The sequence below is a fragment of the Rahnella woolbedingensis genome, from assembly GCF_003602095.1.
Classification (GTDB): domain Bacteria; phylum Pseudomonadota; class Gammaproteobacteria; order Enterobacterales; family Enterobacteriaceae; genus Rahnella; species Rahnella woolbedingensis.
On the sequence record NZ_RAHH01000009.1, the window covers coordinates 68,865 to 88,163 of the forward strand.

The following is a 19,299-nucleotide window of genomic DNA, read 5'->3' on the forward strand; positions in this document are numbered from 1 at the left end:
TTCCTCTTTTATGTCCTCGTCCCGTTTGCAACAACAGTTCATCCGCCTGTGGCAAAGCTGTCACGGTGAAGAAACCGAAACCACGTTACAGGCACTGTCGGAAGTTCTGAACTGCTCACGAAGGCATATGCGATCCTTACTCAGTACCATGCAGGAGCAAGGCTGGCTGATGTGGGATGCACAAGCCGGACGGGGAAAGCGATCGACCCTGAAATTTCTTTACACCGGGCTGGCACTCCAGCAGCAGCGCGCCGAAGCGCTGCTGGAGCAGGATCATATCGACCAGCTGGTGCAGTTGGTCGGCGACAAAACCATGGTGCGGCAGATGCTGCTTTCACAGCTGGGACGCAGCTTCCGTCAGGGCAAGCATATCCTGCGCGTTTTGTATTATCGTCCGTTGTTTAACCTGCTTCCCGGCACCATGCTGCGCCGCTCAGAAACCCATATTGCCCGGCAAATTTTTAGCGGACTGACGCGCATAAATGAGGAAAACGGGGAAGCTGAAGGCGATTTAGCCCATCACTGGCAGGAAATCACACCGCAGCATTGGCGCTTTTATCTGCGTCCGGCGATTCATTTTCATCACGGGCGTGAGCTGGAGATGGCGGATATCATTGCGACCTTTAACCGGCTCAAAACGCATCCGCTTTTCGGTAATTTGTCATTGGTGGTATCACCGACACCGAATGTCATTGATGTTCATCTGAACTCTCCCGACCACTGGCTGCCCTGGCTGCTTGGGAACGTCCACGCCATGATCCTGCCGCAGGAGTGGCAATCGCTGCCTGATTTTGCCCGCCATCCGGTAGGCACCGGCCCTTATGCGGTGGTGCGTAATCTGAAAACCCAGTTGCGCATCCGCGCTTTTGATGATTACTTTGGTTTTCGCGCGCTGATCGACGAAGTGAATATCTGGGTTTTACCGGAACTGAGCGAGGAACTGGTGCATTCCGGCGTTCAGCTCCAGGCGGATGAATCCGGCAAAAGCGAACTGGAAAGCCGCCTCGAGGAAGGCTGTTATTTTCTGTTATTTGACCAGCGCTCGCCGGTCGGGCAAAACAATGAAATCCGCCAGTGGCTGTGTGATTTGCTCAATCCGATTGCCCTGCTAAACGTCGCCGAGCCCATTTATCAGCGCTACTGGTCCCCGGCCTATGGCCTGCTGCCCCGCTGGCATCATGTAGACCCGCAACCGCGCCCGCCAAAACCGGCAGGACTCAGCCAGGTGACACTGACATTCTACGGTGAGCATTCCGAGCATCAGGCCATCTGCAACGCACTGCGCCCGCTGCTGGTGGCAGAGGGCATCGAACTGATTATTCAGATTGTTGACTATGCCGTCTGGCATCGCGGCGACGCAAAAAGTGACCTGTGGCTGGGGAGCGCTAATTTCACGCTACCGCTGGAATTCTCCCTGTTTGCTCATTTTTATGAGCTGCCTCTGGCCAGACATTGCTTTAGCGACGATATCAGCGAGGACGCAGCGCTCTGGCACGCAGGGAAATTATCGATGGCAAAATGGGGACAGAAACAAATCAAAAATTATCAGATCCACCCGCTGTTCCATCACTGGTTAGTCTTGCAGGGGCAACGCAGTATGCGCGGCGTGCGCATGAACACTCTCGGCTGGTTCGACTTCAAATCCGCCTGGTTTGCGCCACCGGACAGTTAATCGGACTATCGCATCGCGCCGTTAATCTCTAGAATGACATCCGTTCTCAACGGGGTGCCAGAGTGCGTTCTTTAAATGAAGAATGAACTCTATCTTTAAACGCCGCGAGCGCGTGTCCAGCGGGTGAAGTCCAGCGCACAGAAAGCGGAGCGTACACAAAGTACGTGAGCATTTCGAGCGCTGCACGACGCCCGATCAACACACGCACAGCAAGTTTAAAAGGCTGAGAGTATACCCGTCGAACCTGATCCGGTTAATCCCGGCGGAGGGATTTGAGACTGCGCGATGCTTACTCAAAATCCTTTGCCCTTTCATTTTTTTGGAGCGCAAAGTTGAAAAAATTATTGTCCTGCCTGCTGATACTTTCTGCACCGGCATTTGCTGCAAAACCTGTTCTGACGGTTTACACCTACGATTCTTTCTCTGCGGACTGGGGTCCCGGTCCGGCAGTCAAAAAAGCCTTTGAAGCCCGGTGCGGCTGCGAGCTGAAATATGTCGCGCTGGAAGATGGCGTGTCTTTGCTTAATCGTCTGCGGATGGAAGGCAAAAACAGCAAAGCCGACGTCGTGCTGGGGCTGGATAACAACCTGTTGCAGGCTGCTGAGCAAACCGGATTATTTGCCAAAGCGCCGAAAACCGATGCCAAACTGACCGTACCTGGTGGCTGGGATAACACCACTTTCGTGCCCTACGATTACGGTTATTTCGCCTTCGTCTATGACAAAAACAAACTGAAGAATCCGCCAAAAAGCCTCGATGAGCTGATCAACAGCGATCAAAACTGGAAAGTCATTTATGAGGATCCGCGTACCAGCACGCCGGGTCTGGGTCTGATGCTGTGGATGCAAAAAGTCTATGGCGATAAAGCACCGCTTGCGTGGGAAAAACTGGCGAAGAAAACCGTCACCGTCACCAAAGGATGGAGTGAGGCTTACGGGTTATTCCTGAAAGGCGAAAGCGATCTGGTGCTGAGCTACACCACTTCTCCGGCGTACCACATCGTTGAAGAGAAGAAAGATAACTACGCGGCGGCTGATTTTACCGAAGGTCACTATATGCAGGTCGAAGTAGCGGGTCAGCTGGCTAACAGCAAACAACCCAAACTGGCCGAAGAATTCATGAAATTCGTCACCACCGAAGATTTCCAGAACGTGATCCCGACCGGTAACTGGATGTATCCGGTGGTGAACACGCCGCTGCCTGACGCCTTTAAACAGCTGACCGTACCGGCGAAATCGCTGCAATACAACGCGCAGGATGTCGCAACTCATCGCAGCCAGTGGATCCAGGCATGGCAGAACGCCGTCAGCCGTTGATCCCACGCTGGCTGTGGCCGGGCGCCATCGCCTCACTGCTGATGCTGCTGGTAGCGACGCTGGCGTTAGGTTCACTGTGGCGTCATGCGCCACAGATGAGCGGTGTCTCGCTGTGGCAGGATCCGTATCTCTGGCATGTGATCCGCTTTACCTTCTGGCAGGCGCTGCTTTCGGCGCTCTGCTCGGTGCTGCCCGCCATCTGGCTTGCCCGCGCCCTGTTTCGTCGCCGCTTTCCCGGCCGTCAGCTGTTATTACGCTTGTGCGCAATGACGCTGGTTCTGCCGGTTCTGGTGGCAGTATTCGGCATTCTCAGCGTCTACGGCAGGCAGGGCTGGCTGGCGCAGATTTGTGGCTGGCTGGGTGTAAATTATCGTTTCTCGCCTTATGGTTTACAGGGCATTTTACTGGCCCACGTGTTTTTCAATCTGCCGCTGGCGACACGTCTGTTGGTGCAGGCGCTGGAAAATATCACCGTCGAGCAGCGCCAGCTGGCCGCGCAATTGGGCATGAATACCTGGCAGCAGTTCCGCTTTGTTGAATGGCCTGCCCTCCGCCGTCAGATTTTCCCCGCTGCGGCTCTGATCTTCATGCTGTGTTTCGCCAGCTTTGCCACGGTGCTTTCACTGGGCGGCGGCCCGCAGGCGACCACTATAGAACTGGCGATTTATCAGGCGCTGAGTTACGACTACGATTTAAGCCGTGCGGCCACGCTGGCGCTCATCCAGCTGTTTTGTTGTATGGTGCTGGTATTGCTCAGTCAGAAACTCAGCCAGGCACTGCCGGTCGGCCAGACGCATTCTCAGCGCTGGCGAAATCTCGACGACTCCCTGCTGCGTCGTACTGGCGATGCGGTACTAATTGGTCTCGCATTGCTGCTGATCCTGCCGCCGTTACTCGCCGTGATGGCTGACGGTATCAACCGGGCTGCGATCGGTGTTTTGCAGCAACCCGAGCTCTGGCAGGCATTATGGACATCCGTGCGCATCGCATTGGGCAGCGGCGTATTGTGTGTGCTGCTGACGATGATGTTGCTGTGGAGCAGCCGTGAACTGCGTTTGCGTCAGCGAAATGGCTGGGCGCAGGCGATGGATCTCAGCGGTATGCTGATCCTCGCGATGCCCGGCATCGTTCTGGCGACCGGCTTTTTCCTGCTGCTAGGCGATACCACCGGATTGCCACAATCGCCGTGGCCGCTGGTCATCATGACCAATGCGCTGATGGCGGTACCTTACGCATTAAAAGTGCTGGATAACCCGATGCGCGACGTGGCGGAACGCTATAACCCGTTGTGTATTTCACTCGATATGCGCGGCTGGCAGCGGCTGCGTTGGGTGGAACTGAGCGCGCTGAAACGCCCGATTGCGCAAGCGCTGGCGTTTGCCTGCGTGCTGTCACTGGGGGATTTCGGTGTCATCGCGTTGTTCGGTAACGAGAACTTCCGCACCCTGCCGTTTTATTTGTATCAGCAGATCGGTTCCTATCGCAGCCAGGACGGTGCGGTAACGGCGCTGATATTACTGCTGTTATGTTTCCTGTTATTCACCCTGATTGAGAAATTGCCGGGCCGCCATGCTGACGCTGAATAAACTGACGTACCTGTACGAACATCTGCCGATGCGCTTCGATTTACAAATTGAAGCCGGTGAACGCGTGGCGATCCTTGGTCCGAGCGGCGCGGGGAAAAGTACCCTGCTCAGTCTGGTGGCGGGTTTTCTGGCGCCGGTCAGCGGGCAGATCTGGCTCAATGGTGCAGATCACAGCGCGACGACTCCGGCAAAGCGACCGGTGTCGATGCTGTTTCAGGAAAACAATCTGTTCTCGCATTTGACGGTGCGGCAGAACATGGGGCTGGGGCTGCATCCGGGGCTGAAACTCAGCGTGCAGCAAAAGCTGGAACTGGAAGAGATCGCGCAACAGGTCGGGCTGAGTGATTGCCTTGACCGCCTGCCGTCACAGCTTTCCGGCGGCCAGCGTCAGCGTGTCGCACTGGCGCGTTGTCTGTTACGCAGTCAGCCGGTTTTACTGCTCGATGAACCCTTTTCGGCGCTCGATCCGGCGCTGCGCAGTGAAATGCTGAGTTTGCTGGATAAGATATGCGTACAGCGTAATCTCACGCTGCTGATGGTGTCGCATAATCTGGACGATGCGGCACGGATTGCGCCGCGCACGTTGCTGATTGTCGATGGCCGGATTTTCTACGACGGGCCGACGCAGGCGCTGGCCGACGGCAGTGCGCAGGAGGCCAGAGTATTGGGGATAAACGTTTCAGGGACAGACGTTTAAGAAAGTCCGCCTGAAATCAGCGGGTGATGACTTTCCACAGTAAATGACCGTAAACCGGCAGCATCGGCTGCTGGCTCAGCATCACAAAACTGACGACCGTCGCCAGCAGACTCAGAATACACACCACACGCAAACGCGGTAAAGGCAGCCATTTGGTCAGGGCGTCTGATGCCCCTTTTCCGGCACGGAACCAGCGCCAGGCCAGCCACGCCGTCAGCCAGATAAGCGCCACACAGAGCAATAACAGCCATTTAAAGACCACGCTGTTGTGCCCCGCCGGAATATCAATCGCCACGCCAGCCAGAATACCGGGCAGGAAATACACCGGAGGCCAGCAAATACAGCCGATGATGTTCGGCGGCGCAAATTTGTAAGGCGGCAGATTCAGCATCCCCGCGACCATTGGCACCAGCGGGCGCGTCGGGCCGATAAAACGCCCGATGATCACGGTGGCAAAACTGTGTCTGTCCAGCGCGTAACCGGTTTTATCCAGCAGTGACTGATAACGCTTGAGGAAACGCCACCGGTGCAGCGGTTCCTTGAAACCGCGGCCAATGAAATACGAAGCCCAGTCCCCAAGAAAACAGCCTATACCCGCCGCCAGCCACGCTTCGTATAACCCCACCTGACCGCTGCCGATAAGCGTGCCGAGCGTTGCCATCATCACGGTGCCGGGAAGGATCAGTCCGACCAGCGCCAGCGACTCGAAGAAAGCCACCACTGCGACAATAATTAATGCGAAGCCCACCGACTGAGCGACCAGATGTTGTAGATAGGCTTCCATAAATTCCCAGAATTCAGTTACGCCTACGCCAATTGCGTAGAAAAATAAGACAAGTGTGAGTTTTCTGCATTCTCATTGTAGTAAATACATCAAGCGGCTGAATTGTCAGCGCATGAACTATCGCAGTCAACCGCGTAATTGTATGCGTATTTGGCAGAAACCTGAGACGTAGACAAAGACTGTATAAATAACCATACTCTGTCCTGGTATTTCATCTTTTATTTCACCTGTTCCGAGGCGCTTATTAACGCAAATTCCGTATCCTCATCTGCCCGAACCACTGACACGGCGCCGCGTCAGGGATTTGTGCTGACCCGCCACTGGCGCGACACGCCGCGGGGTACGGAGGTCGATTTATGGCTGGCAACCGACGACGGCCCGCAAAAAGTACGCCTGCCTTTGCAGGAGTCGGTGGCGTTTATTCCCGCCGAACAGCGGGCACAGGCGGAGCGTATTCTCGCAGACGAAAAAAATATCAGTCTGCGTCCGCTTCCGTTGCAGGACTTCCATTCCCGTGCCGTTCTTGGCCTGTACTGCCCGCAACACCGGCAGTTAATGCGGATAGAAAAACTGCTGAAAGAAAACGGCGTCAATGTTTACGAAGCGGATATCCGTCCGCCGGAGCGTTTTCTGATGGAACGCTACATCACCGCGCCGGTCTGGTTTAGCGGTAAACCCGCCTCAGACAGGTTGCTGCTCGACACCAAAATGAAGCCGGCGGAGGACTACCGTCCGCCGCTGAAACTGTGTTCGCTGGATATAGAGACCAGCGGTAACGGCGAGTTGTACTGCATCGGGCTGGAAGGCTGCGGGCAGCGCCACGTTTATATGCTTGGCCCGCCCAACGGTGCGCCTGATGCTCAGTTCGATTTCAATCTGGTTTACGTCGACAGCCGCCCGCAGTTGCTGGAAAAACTCAATGAGTGGCTGGAAGCTTACGATCCCGATGCCATTATTGGCTGGAGCGTGGTGCAGTTTGACCTGCGGGTTTTACAAAAACACGCTGACCGCTACAAAATCCCGCTGAAATTCGGACGCGGTGGCGGTGAACTTGAATGGCGTGAGCACGGGTTTAAACAGGGACACTTTTTCGCTGCCGCCGCCGGTCGTTTGATCATTGACGGCATTGAAGCACTGAAATCGGCATTCTGGAACTTCAATTCGTTCAGTCTGGAATTTGTCTCGCAAAGTTTACTGGGCGAGGGCAAAGCCAGCGACAATCCTTATCAGCGGCTGGCCGAAATCGAGCAGCGTTTTCGTGAAGATAAACCGATGCTGGCACGCTATAACCTGAAAGACTGCGAGCTGGTGACGCGGATTTTTGCCAAAACCGAGCTGATGCCCTTTCTGCTCGAACGCGCTTCGGTGACGGGTCTGGCGGTAGATCGCAGTGGCGGTTCCGTGGCGGCGTTTACCCACCTTTATTTACCGCGCATGCACCGCGCCGGTTACGTCGCGCCGAATCTGGGCGAGTTACAGGGCGAAATGAGTCCCGGTGGTTTTGTGATGGATTCACGCCCCGGATTGTATGATTCCGTACTGGTGCTCGATTACAAAAGTCTGTATCCGTCGATTATCCGCACCTTTCTGATCGACCCGGTCGGGCTGGTCGCCGGACTGCAACAACCGGACGACGAACATTCGGTGCCGGGTTACCGCAACGCCCGATTTTCGCGGCAAAAACATTGTCTGCCTGAAATTGTCCGCCAGATCTGGATGGGCCGCGAGGAAGCCAAAAAGCAAAAAAATAAACCGCTCTCGCAGGCGCTGAAAATCATCATGAACGCCTTTTATGGCGTGCTCGGTTCCAGCGGCTGCCGGTTTTTTGATCCGCGTCTCGCGTCTTCGATTACGCTGCGCGGGCACGACATCATGCGCCAGACCCGCGAGCTGATTGAAGCCGAAGGCTATCAGGTGATTTACGGTGACACCGATTCCACGTTTGTCTGGCTAAACAAAGCCCATTCTCAGGAAGACGCCAGCGCGATTGGCCGCCATCTGGTTGAAAAGGTGAACGCCTGGTGGAAAGAACATCTGCAACAGGAATACGGACTGGAAAGCGCGCTGGAACTGGAATTTGAAACGCACTACCAGCGCTTCCTGATGCCGACCATCCGGGGTTCTGAAACCGGCAGTAAAAAACGTTACGCCGGTCTGGTGAATGACGCTGACGGCGAGCACATCGTTTATAAAGGGCTGGAAACCGTACGCACCGACTGGACGCCACTGGCGCAGGAGTTCCAGCAGGAACTGTATCAGCGTATTTTCCATCGTCAGCCGTATCAGGATTACGTCCGCGATTACGTCGCGCGCACGCTCGGCGGCGAATTCGATGACAAGCTGGTGTACCGCAAACGCCTGCGCCGAAAACTGAGTGACTACGAAAAAAACGTCCCGCCACATGTCCGTGCGGCGAGGCTGGCGGATGACTATAATGTTCTGCACGGGCGCGCAAAGCAGTACCAGAACGGTGGCTGGATAAGTTACGTGATGACCACGTCCGGACCTGAGCCACTGGAGAACCGCCAGTCCCCCGTCGATTACGATCATTACATCGAACGTCAGTTGGAGCCGGTTGCCGACGGTATTTTGCCTTTCCTGCACGATGACTTTGCTACACTGATTACAGGTCAGATGGGATTATTCTGAGCAAAAAAAGAATTGCTCTTTGATTCGCAGGTGACGAAAGGCTTACCTTCCTTTACCATAGCGCCCTTTCCCATTTCTGAAACATCCTCACACAGCGAACTATTCCGCGCCATCTGGCGGGGAAAGAAAACTATTGCCCGAGAAAGTTCGCGGGCTGAACAAGCATTGCGCAGTCGCCGTATATAGTGCAAACAACACAGAGAGAGATTATGCCGTTTACATTGGGTCAACGCTGGATAAGCGATACGGAAAGCGAATTAGGATTAGGGACCGTAGTAGCACTGGACGTGCGCATGGTTACTCTGCTTTTCCCCGCCACCGGTGAAAACCGTTTGTATGCCCGAAATGATTCCCCGATCACCCGTGTGATGTTCAATCCCGGTGATACCATCAGTTGTCACGAAGGCTGGCAGTTACAGGTTGAAGAAGTCGTCGAAGATAAAGGCCTGCTGACTTACATCGGCATCCGTCTGGACACCGAAGAAACCGGCGTCGCGATGCGTGAAGTCCTGCTCGACAGCAAGCTGACGTTCAGCAAGCCGCAGGACCGTCTGTTTGCCGGTCAGATTGACCGTATGGACCGCTTCGCCCTGCGTTTCCGTGCCCGTAAATATCAGCGTGAACAGTTCCGTCTGGAATTCGGTGGCCTGCGCGGTATGCGCGCCAGCCTGATCCCGCATCAGTTGCACATCGCTTACGAAGTCGGTCAGCGTCACGCGCCGCGCGTTTTATTGGCCGATGAAGTGGGTCTGGGTAAAACCATCGAAGCGGGCATGATCATCCATCAGCAACTGCTGTCTGGCCGTGCCGAGCGCGTGCTGATCGTGGTGCCGGAAACCCTGCAACACCAGTGGCTGGTGGAAATGCTGCGCCGCTTCAATCTGCGCTTCTCTCTGTTTGATGATGACCGCTACGCCGAATCCGTGCATGAAGCGACCAACCCGTTTGAAACCGAACAGCTGGTGATCTGCTCCCTCGATTTCGTGCGCCGCAATAAATCCCGTCTTGAGCAACTTTCAGATGCGGCGTGGGACATGCTGGTGGTCGATGAAGCGCATCATCTGGTGTGGAGCGAAGACGCGCCGAGCCGTGAATATCAGGTTATCGAGCAGCTCTCCCAGCAGATCCCAAGCGTTCTGCTGCTGACGGCAACGCCGGAACAGCTGGGTCAGGAGAGCCACTTTGCGCGTCTGCGCCTGCTGGATCCGGATCGTTTCCACGATTACGAAGAATTTATCCAGGAACAACAGCAGTACCAGCCGGTGGCCGATGCCGTCACGCTGTTACTCAACAAAGAGCCGCTGACGCCAGAAGCCCTGGCGCTGCTCGGTGAAAGTGTCGGCAACGCCGATACCGATGCCCTGCTGACCGCCGCCAACAACGGTGACGAAGCGGCGGCGAAACAGCTGGTTTCGATGCTGATGGACCGCCACGGCACCAGCCGCGTGCTGTTCCGTAACACCCGTAACGGTGTGAAAGGTTTCCCTGAGCGTCACCTGCATGCGATGAAACTGCCGCTGCCGACGCAGTATCAGACCGCGATTAAAGTCTCGGGCATTATGGGCGCGAAGAAAACGGCTGAAGCCCGTGCGCACGACATGCTGTATCCGGAGCAGATTTATCAGGAATTCGAAGGCGAGAACGCCACCTGGTGGAACTTTGATCCGCGCGTCGAATGGTTGCTCGGTTATCTGACCGCCAACCGCGACGAGAAAGTGCTGGTGATCTGCGCCAAAGCTGCGACTGCGCTGCAGCTCGAACAGGTTCTGCGTGAGCGCGAAGCTATCCGTGCCGCCGTGTTCCACGAAGGTTTGTCGATCATTGAACGTGACCGCGCCGCCGCGTACTTTGCATCGCAGGAAGAAGGCGCGCAGGTTCTGCTGTGTTCTGAAATCGGCTCCGAAGGCCGTAACTTCCAGTTCGCCAGCAAAATGGTGATGTTCGATCTGCCGTTTAACCCGGACTTGCTGGAACAGCGTATCGGTCGTCTGGATCGTATCGGACAGCAAAATAATATCGACATCATGGTGCCTTACCTCGAACAGACCGCGCAGTCGGTGCTGGTTCGCTGGTTCCATGAAGGTCTGGATGCGTTCGAACATACCTGTCCGACCGGCCGTACCATTTATGACAGCGCCTACGAACAGCTGATTGCGTTCCTGGCCACGCCTGCCGAGCAGACGGGTCTGGACGAGTTCATCCTTGAATGCCGCACAGAACACGATGCACTGAAAGAAAAGCTGGAAAATGGCCGCGACCGCCTGCTGGAGATGCATTCCAACGGCGGCGAGCGCGCACAGCAACTGGCGAAAGAAATAGGCGAGCAGGATAACGACGTTAATCTGGTGAACTTTGCGCTGAACCTGTTCGATATCGTCGGGATTAATCAGGACGATCGCAGCGATAATTTGATCGTGCTGACACCGTCAGATCACATGCTGGTGCCGGATTTCCCGGGTCTGCCGGAAGACGGCTGTACCGTGACGTTTGATCGTGAGCAGGCGCTGTCGCGTGAAGATACACAGTTTATCAGTTGGGAACATCCGATCGTGCGTAACGGTCTGGACTTGATCCTTTCCGGCGATACCGGCAGTTGTGCGGTGTCGATCCTGAAAAACAAAGCGCTGCCGGTCGGTACGCTGCTGGCTGAACTGGTTTACGTGGTGGAATGTCAGGCGCCGAAACATCTGCAACTGACCCGCTTCCTGCCACCGACACCGGTGCGTATGTTGATGGATCGCAAAGGCACCAATCTGGCGGCTCAGGTAGAATTCGAAAGCTTCAACCGTCAGCTGAACGCCATCAACCGTCATAACTCCAGCAAACTGGTGAATGCGGTGCAGCAGGATGTCCACGCCATGCTGCAACAGGCCGAAGCAGAAATCGCTGAGCAGGCACGCGCGCTGATTGAAGCGGCGAAAGTCGAAGCCGACGAGCAACTGACTCAGGAGCTGGATCGCCTGAAAGCGCTGAAAGAAGTGAACCCGAACATTCGTGATGACGAACTGGAATCGGTAGACTCTAACCGTAAGCAGGTGCTGGCGAATCTCAACGATGCCAGCTGGCGTCTGGATGCTATCCGCCTTGTGGTGGTCAGCCATCAGTAAGCCCGACGGGATGCAGACAGTCTGCATCCCTTCTTCTCTTTAATACGGACACAGACTGAAACCGCTATGAGCGAACATCAACCCACCATCCCTGAGCCTTCCAAAACCCGGCCGCTGGAGAATTACAATCCGCCGACCGATCCCTGGTTACAGGTGATTTTTCAGGATGAACACATCATGGTGGTGAATAAGCCAAGCGGACTGCTTTCGGTGCCGGGGAAATTAGCCGAGCATCAGGACAGTCTGATGACGCGCATTCAGCAGGAATTTCCCGAAGCGGAATCTGTTCATCGTCTGGATATGTCCACCAGCGGCGTGATCGTGGTGGCACTGACCAAGGACGCCGAGCGCGAACTGAAACGTCAGTTCCGCGAGCGTGAAACTAAGAAAGTGTATATCGCACGGGTCTGGGGACGGGTTGAAGAAGAATACGGCATTATCGATTTGCCGCTGATTTGTGATTATCCCAACCGGCCAAAACAGAAGGTCTGTCACGAAACTGGTAAAAAGGCGCTGACCCAGTATGAGGTCATGTCCTGGGATGAAGACGGGACTACGCGGGTGAAACTGCGTCCTATCACCGGCCGCTCACATCAGTTGCGCGTGCATCTTCTGGCGCTCGGTTATCCGATTCTGGGCGATAAATTCTATGCCCATCCGCAGGCGCTGGCGGCAGCGGATCGCTTGCAACTGCACGCTCAGGAATTATCCTTCTATCATCCGATCACCGATGCCCCGCTGGTGTTTAACTGCGAACCGGATTTCTGACGTCCGTCAGGGTTAAAATGAGCAAGAAAAAAGGCGCTGAACTCAGCGCCTTTTGTTTATTCGAGGGTTTGTTAAGGCTGTGACGGCTTACTTGAAACCTTTCTCACGCTTAATCAAATCATACGCAGCCTGAATTGACTGCGCTTTTTCCTTCGCCATTTCCATCATTTCCGGCGGCAAACCCTTCGCTACCAGTTTATCCGGATGGTGCTCGCCCATCAGTTTGCGGTAAGCACGCTTAATGGTCGTTGCGTCATCAGTCGCGTTCACGCCCAGCACCTTGCAGGCATCCGCCAGCGTCGGGCCTTGCTGCGTCTGATGATAACCGCCGCGATAGGACTGACCGCCCTGCTGATGGCCGCCAAACTGCTGGCCGCCTTCCATCATGCGCAGGAACTGATCGAACTGCATCCGCGAAATTCCGAGCTCTTCGGCAATCACATACAGCACTTCACGTTCATTAGGATGCAATGAACCGTCGGCATATGCGGCCTGGATCTGAATTTCCAGAAAAGTCCGTATCAGGTCAAAACGACCAAAACACGCACTGCGCAATTCACGCATTTTTTCCCGCAAAGGATAGTTGGCTTCTTTGCCGTCGCGGAAGGCGCGCTGCGCGGCTTCACGTTGCTCGCCGTGTAATTGCATACGTTCCATGTAAAGACTGGCGATCTGAATATCTGCTTCGGTAACCCTGCCTTTTGATTTAGTCAGATTCCCCATCACTTCAAATGTGGTGCGGAAAAAGATGGTTTGACGTGTCTGCTGATCGGCAAAAAAACCCCGGCGTTTCGCGGAACGCGCGGTATCAAACATATGCCCTATCAGCAGCCCTGCAACAATTCCCCAGAAGCCTAAACCTGACCATAAGCCAAGGATAAGTCCGAGCAGTTTTCCCCAATACTGCATATACTCCTCAATTCGCCATGCCGTCGCTTAAAAATTGCTTTATCATAACCGGCATTTATCGTTGTGCCTAACGGCGGCAACGTAACAGGTGGGATTTAACACTAGCGCAACCATGATGAGTGAGATAGTCTCTGACCGTTTGCCGGCATGATGCCTCTGATGACGGAACACCATTTTACGTATGAAAAACAGACGTCTGAAAACACGCTTACCGACAATGCTGGCCGCAACAATCTGGTCAGTATTGTACAGTCACGGCGCAATGGCCGATCTCGCAGAACAATGTATGCTCGGCGTTCCGACCTATGACAAACCTTTGGTGCAGGGTGATCCTAACTCACTGCCTGTCACTATTAACGCCGATAAGGCAACAGGTAACTATCCCGACAGCGCGTTGTTTAGCGGCAACGTTAACATTGTTCAGGGTAACAGCACGCTGGATGCTGATCACGTTCAGCTCAATCAAATCGCCAATCCTAATCAGCCAACGCCGACCCGTACCGCCACAGCGACCGGGAACGTGCGTTATAACGATAATCAAATCAAGCTGAATGGCCCTAAAGGCTTTGCAAACCTGACCACGAAAGACACTGATGTTCAGGATGGTGATTATCAGATGGTGGGCCGTCAGGGTCGTGGCCAGGCTGATAAGATGAAGCAGCGTGACAACAACCGCTACACCATCATGGATAACGGCACGTTCACGACCTGTCTGCCAGGCGATAACAGCTGGAGCGTGGTCGGTTCGGAAGTGATTCAGGACCGCCAGGAAGAAGTGGCTGAGATCTGGAACGCACGTTTCCATATCGGCCCGGTTCCGGTGTTCTACAGCCCGTATATGCAGTTACCGATTGGGAATAAGCGCCGTTCCGGTTTCCTTATCCCTAATGCCAAATACAGCAGCAACAATGGCTTAGGCCTGACGGTTCCTTATTACTGGAACATTGCGCCAAACTACGATGCCACGATCACGCCAAACTACATGAGCGATCGTGGTCTGCAGCTGCAGAACGAATTCCGCTATCTGACCGTCGCCGGTGCAGGCCTGATGGAGTTCGATTATCTGGGCAATGATAAGAAGATCGACGATCAGTTCCTCAAGGATGAAGGCCGTACCAGTGACAACTCCACCAAACGCTGGATGTACTACTGGCGTCATTCGGGCGTTTATGATCAGGTGTGGCGTTTCAACGTCGATTACACCAAGGTCAGTGACCCTTACTACTTCACCGATTTCGATTCGAAATACGGCTCCAGTACCGATGGCTATTCCACGCAGAAATTCAGCGTAGGATACGCGAACGAAAACTGGGACGTCACGCTGGCGAGTAAACAGTTCCAGGTCTTCACTGACTACGGTAACCAGAATGCTTATCGTGCCCAGCCACAGCTGGACATTAACTATTATAAAAACGATCTGGGTCCGTTCGACCTGCACCTCTACGGTCAGGCGGTCAAATTCACCAGTGTGAATCCGGATAACCCGGAAGCGGTGCGTACGCACTTCGAACCGACGCTCAGCCTGCCGCTCAGTAACGGCTGGGGCAGTCTGGATAACGAAATCAAGCTGATGGCAACACACTATCAGCAGGATGTTCCGGATGCGTATTTTGATGCGAACCCGAACAGCAAACTGCGTTCATCCGTGAACCGCGTGATGCCTGAGTTTAAAACCGACGGCAAAATGGTGTTTGACCGCACGATGGACTGGAACAGTGATTACACCCAGACCCTCGAGCCGCGTGTGCAGTACCTGTACATCCCGTATCGTAATCAAAGCTCGATCAATACCTATGACTCCACGTTGTTGCAGTCCGACTATACCGGCCTGTTCCGCGATAAGAGTTACAGTGGTCTTGACCGCATAGCCTCTGCGAATCAGGTAGCAAGCGGTTTAACTACCCGTATTTATGACGAAAATCTGGAAGAGCGCTTTAATGCCTCTGCCGGACAGATCTATTACTTCCAGCCACCGCGTACTGGCGATCAGAACAGTGCGCTGGATAAAAGTGATGACACCGGTAGCCTGGTTTGGGCGGGTGACACTTATTACAAAATCAATAACTTCTGGGGCGTTCGCGGCGGTGTGCAGTATGACACCCGTCTTGATGCGCTGGCGCTGGGCGATGCCGTGCTTGAATATCGCGCTGACTCGGAAAAAATGATTCAGTTGAGCTACCGTTATGCCAGCCCGGAATATATTCAGGCTACGTTACCTAACGTGACTAACCCGGGATATCAGGACGGTATTTCTCAGGTGGGTGGGATTGCCAGCTGGCCGATTGCCGACCGCTGGTCCATCGTCGGTGCGTATTATTACGATACTAAAGCACAGCAGAGCGCTGACCAATTGATCGGCCTGCAATACAATACCTGCTGCTGGGCAGTCAATGTTGGCTACGAACGTAAGATAACCAACTACGACACCACCAAGTCCGAAAGTAAGTATGACAATAAGATTGGTTTCAATATTGAACTTAGGGGCCTGGGTAACAATCAAACCCTCGGAACAAAAGAAATGTTGGCCAGCGGCATACTGCCATATCAGCGAGCTTTCTAAGCCCGACGACACTCTTGAGTTCCCGTCCGCAGCCAGTTTCGTGCGGACGGGGCTGATTTAGTGAAGACACTACGAACTCAGTGAACTTGAAACCCGCGCTTGCGGATTAGACAAATGGAAAAAGTATGAAGAACTGGAGAACACTTCTCCTCGGCGTGACGCTTTGTGCCAGCACTGCGTTTGCTGCCCCTCAGGAAGTTGATAAAGTTGCTGCCGTCGTAAACAACGGCGTCGTATTGCAAAGTGACGTAGATAGTCTGTTTAACTCGGTCAAACAGCAGGCTCAGCAGGCTAAACAGCAGTTGCCGGATGACGCGACACTGCGTCACCAGATCCTCGATCGCCTGATCATGGATCAGATCCAGTTGCAGATGGCGACCCGTATGGGGATCACGCCAAACGATCAGGATGTGGATAAAGCTATCGCCAGCATCGCCCAGCAGAACAACATTTCCGTTGATCAGCTTCGCAGCCGTCTGGCTTATGACGGTATGAATTACAACGCTTACCGTGCTCAGATCCGCAAAGAAATGATCATCAGCGAAGTACGTAACAGCGAAGTACGTCGTCGCGTCACTATCCTGCCTCAGGAAGTGGATCAACTGTCCAAACAGGTAGCTGCGCAAAACGGCAGCGGTGCTGAATTCAACCTCAGCCATATCCTGTTGCCATTGCAAGAAAACCCGACTCAAGATCAGGTTGATGCTGCTGAACAGCTGGCGAAGAAAATCGTTGCTGATCTGAACAGTGGTGCGGATTTCGGCAAACTGGCGATCACTTATTCTGCTGACTCCCAGGCGCTGAAAGGGGGCAACATGGGCTGGGGCAAATTGCAGGAACTGCCTTCCCTGTTTGCACAGGCGTTAAGCACCGCGCAGAAAGGTCAGATTATCGGGCCGATCCGTTCAGGCGTAGGCTTCCATATCCTGAAAGTGAACGATATCCGTGGCGATAACAAAACTGTTTCCGTGACCGAAGTACACGCCCGTCACATCCTGCTGAAACCTTCAGTGGTGATGACCGATGCACAGGCACGTGCAAAACTGGAACAAGTGGCAGCCGATATTAAGAGTGGTAAAGCCACCTTCGCTGATGAAGCCAAACAGCTTTCTCAGGATCCGGGCTCTGCCAATCAGGGTGGCGATTTAGGTTGGGCTTCACCAGACATGTACGATCCGGCGTTCCGCGATGCACTGATGAACCTGAAAAAAGGCGAAATGAGCGCACCGGTCCACTCTTCGTTCGGCTGGCACCTGATCCAACTGATCGACACCCGTCAGGTTGACAAAACTGATGCAGCGCAAAAAGAACGTGCTTACCGCATGCTGTTCAACCGCAAATTTGCGGAAGAGGCTCAGACGTGGATGCAGGAACAACGTGCTGAAGCGTATGTGAAAATTATGGATGGTAATGGAAAATAATACTTCCGTGACAAAATCTGTGGTCATCACCCCCGGCGAGCCAGCCGGGGTTGGGCCGGATCTGGTACTCGCTCTGGCTCAGCAGGCATGGCCTGTTGAGTTAGTGGTATGTGCCGATCCGGCCCTGCTGCTTGAACGTGCTGAGAAACTGGGCCTGAACATTCAGTTGCGCGATTATCAGCAAGGTCGTCCGTCAGAGCCACAGGCCGCAGGCACACTGACCGTTTTGCCGGTTAAACTCGCTGTACCTGTGACTGCCGGCAAACTGGATGTTGCTAACGCGCCTTACGTGGTAGAAACGCTGGCACGAGCCTGTGACGGTGCTATGAGTGGTGAATTCTCCGCGCTCATTACCGGTCCGGTTCAAAAAAGTATTATCAACGATGCGGGTGTTCCCTTCATCGGCCACACCGAATTCTTTGCCGACCGCAGCCATTGCAACCGCGTTGTGATGATGCTGGCAACCGAAGAACTGCGTGTGGCGCTGGCAACGACGCATCTGCCTTTACTGGCGGTGCCGGGCGCAATTACTCGCGAATGCCTGCATGAAGTCATCACCATTTTGCATCATGATCTGAAAACCAAATTTGGTATTACCGAGCCGCAAATATATGTGTGTGGTCTGAATCCACATGCCGGCGAAGGTGGCCACATGGGGCACGAAGAGATCGACATTATCATTCCTGCACTGGACGAACTGCGCCAGCAAGGAATGGATCTCATCGGCCCGCTGCCCGCTGATACGTTATTCCAGCCTAAATATCTGCAACATGCCGATGCTGTTTTATCGATGTATCACGATCAGGGCCTTCCGGTGCTAAAATATCAGGGATTCGGTCGCGCTGTGAATATCACGCTCGGCCTGCCTTTTATCCGGACTTCCGTTGATCACGGTACCGCCCTTGAACTCGCCGCCACCGGCACCGCCGATGCGGGCAGTTTCAAGACAGCAATAAATCTCGCCATCCACATGGCAAATAACAGCAACGATAAATAACAACAATGAATAGTAGAGTCCACCAAGGTCACTTTGCCCGTAAACGTTTTGGGCAAAACTTCTTAACCGATCAGTTTGTTATCGACAGCATCGTATCGGCCATTCATCCTATGCCGGGCGAGGCTGTCGTTGAAATCGGTCCGGGTCTGGCGGCATTAACTGAGCCTGTCGCTTCCCGCCTGGACAGTATGACGGTTATCGAACTCGACCGTGATCTGGCAACGCGTCTGGAAAATAACCCTAAGTTTCAGGGTAAATTACGTGTCATCCAGTCTGACGCGATGAAAATCAATTTCGGCGAGCTGTCTGAAGAACTCGGTCAACCACTGCGCGTCTTTGGTAACCTGCCGTACAACATCTCTACGCCGCTGATGTTCCATTTGTTTACCTATACCAACGCCATCAAAGACATGCATTTCATGTTGCAGAAGGAAGTGGTAAACCGTCTGGTTGCAGGCCCGAACAGCAAGGCGTATGGTCGTTTAACAGTGATGGCGCAATATTATTGCAACGTGATCCCGGTTCTGGAAGTTCCACCAGAATCCTTCACACCGGCGCCTAAAGTGGATTCCGCAGTGGTACGTTTAGTGCCGCATGAAGTGATCCCCTATCCGGTACCGGATATTCGCATTCTGAGCCGCCTGACCACCGATGCGTTCAACCAGCGTCGCAAAACAGTGCGCAACAGTCTTGGCCATCTGTTCACACAAGAACAAATGACTGAACTGGGCTTAGATCTCAGCATGCGTGCTGAAAATATTTCTGTAGAGCAATTCTGTAAACTGGCTAACTGGTTGTCTACACGACCTAAAACCCCGGAACCTCAGGAGTAG

The 19,299-nt window shown here is 54.1% G+C and carries 13 protein-coding genes; 11 read left to right on the top strand and 2 right to left on the bottom strand.

Going from position 1 to position 19,299, the window contains the following annotated elements; genetic code table 11:
* Positions 1 to 10 precede the first annotated feature (10 nt).
* The 4 genes from sgrR (at position 11) to thiQ (ending at position 5,271) form a co-directional block, all read left to right on the top strand.
* Positions 11 to 1,672 carry an HTH-type transcriptional regulator SgrR gene (sgrR, locus tag D6C13_RS09210; protein ID WP_120132486.1) on the top strand — a complete coding sequence of 554 codons (1,662 nt, stop codon included), beginning with the start codon at positions 11 to 13 and terminating at the stop codon, positions 1,670 to 1,672.
* Positions 1,673 to 2,004: 332 nt separating this feature from the next.
* Positions 2,005 to 2,988, top strand: a complete 984-nt coding sequence (thiB, locus tag D6C13_RS09215; protein ID WP_120132593.1) for a thiamine ABC transporter substrate binding subunit — start codon at positions 2,005 to 2,007, stop codon at positions 2,986 to 2,988.
* Positions 2,964 to 4,574, top strand: a complete 1,611-nt coding sequence (thiP, locus tag D6C13_RS09220; protein ID WP_120132487.1) for a thiamine/thiamine pyrophosphate ABC transporter permease ThiP — start codon at positions 2,964 to 2,966, stop codon at positions 4,572 to 4,574. Before thiB ends, thiP begins: the two co-directional genes overlap by 25 nt.
* Positions 4,558 to 5,271 (top strand): thiamine ABC transporter ATP-binding protein ThiQ, encoded by a 714-nt coding sequence (gene thiQ, locus D6C13_RS09225; RefSeq protein ID WP_120132488.1) that lies wholly within the window; start codon positions 4,558 to 4,560, stop codon positions 5,269 to 5,271. Before thiP ends, thiQ begins: the two co-directional genes overlap by 17 nt.
* A gap of 16 nt (positions 5,272 to 5,287) precedes the next feature.
* Here the strand turns inward: thiQ and D6C13_RS09230 are convergent, their stop codons facing one another.
* Positions 5,288 to 6,055: a DedA family protein gene (locus tag D6C13_RS09230; protein ID WP_120132489.1), complete on the bottom strand. Its 768-nt coding sequence runs from the start codon at positions 6,053 to 6,055 to the stop codon at positions 5,288 to 5,290.
* A gap of 243 nt (positions 6,056 to 6,298) precedes the next feature.
* Between D6C13_RS09230 and D6C13_RS09235 the strand changes: the two genes are divergently transcribed.
* The 3 genes from D6C13_RS09235 (at position 6,299) to rluA (ending at position 12,579) form a co-directional block, all read left to right on the top strand.
* Entirely contained in the window at positions 6,299 to 8,704 is a 2,406-nt protein-coding gene (locus D6C13_RS09235) for a DNA polymerase II (RefSeq protein WP_120132490.1), read from the top strand.
* A gap of 209 nt (positions 8,705 to 8,913) precedes the next feature.
* A complete protein-coding gene (gene rapA, locus D6C13_RS09240; RefSeq protein ID WP_120132491.1) occupies positions 8,914 to 11,811 on the top strand; it encodes an RNA polymerase-associated protein RapA in 2,898 nt (965 codons plus the stop codon).
* 66 nt (positions 11,812 to 11,877) lie between these two features.
* Positions 11,878 to 12,579, top strand: a complete 702-nt coding sequence (rluA, locus tag D6C13_RS09245; RefSeq protein ID WP_120132492.1) for a bifunctional tRNA pseudouridine(32) synthase/23S rRNA pseudouridine(746) synthase RluA — start codon at positions 11,878 to 11,880, stop codon at positions 12,577 to 12,579.
* Between the two features lie 87 nt (positions 12,580 to 12,666).
* Here the strand turns inward: rluA and djlA are convergent, their stop codons facing one another.
* Positions 12,667 to 13,488, bottom strand: a complete 822-nt coding sequence (djlA, locus tag D6C13_RS09250; RefSeq protein ID WP_120132493.1) for a co-chaperone DjlA — start codon at positions 13,486 to 13,488, stop codon at positions 12,667 to 12,669.
* 181 nt (positions 13,489 to 13,669) lie between these two features.
* Here djlA and lptD point away from each other — a divergent pair, with 181 nt between their 5' ends.
* The 4 genes from lptD to rsmA all read left to right on the top strand — a co-directional run bounded on the left by lptD (position 13,670) and on the right by rsmA (position 19,299).
* Positions 13,670 to 16,048: an LPS assembly protein LptD gene (gene lptD / locus D6C13_RS09255; RefSeq protein ID WP_120132494.1), complete on the top strand. Its 2,379-nt coding sequence runs from the start codon at positions 13,670 to 13,672 to the stop codon at positions 16,046 to 16,048.
* A 125-nt stretch (positions 16,049 to 16,173) separates the two neighbouring features.
* On the top strand, positions 16,174 to 17,469 hold the full coding sequence (gene surA / locus D6C13_RS09260) for a peptidylprolyl isomerase SurA (RefSeq protein WP_120132495.1): 1,296 nt from the start codon (positions 16,174 to 16,176) through the stop codon (positions 17,467 to 17,469).
* Positions 17,459 to 18,466, top strand: a complete 1,008-nt coding sequence (gene pdxA / locus D6C13_RS09265) for a 4-hydroxythreonine-4-phosphate dehydrogenase PdxA (protein WP_120132594.1) — start codon at positions 17,459 to 17,461, stop codon at positions 18,464 to 18,466. Before surA ends, pdxA begins: the two co-directional genes overlap by 11 nt.
* 5 nt (positions 18,467 to 18,471) lie before the next feature.
* Positions 18,472 to 19,299 (top strand): 16S rRNA (adenine(1518)-N(6)/adenine(1519)-N(6))-dimethyltransferase RsmA, encoded by an 828-nt coding sequence (rsmA, locus tag D6C13_RS09270; RefSeq protein ID WP_120132496.1) that lies wholly within the window; start codon positions 18,472 to 18,474, stop codon positions 19,297 to 19,299.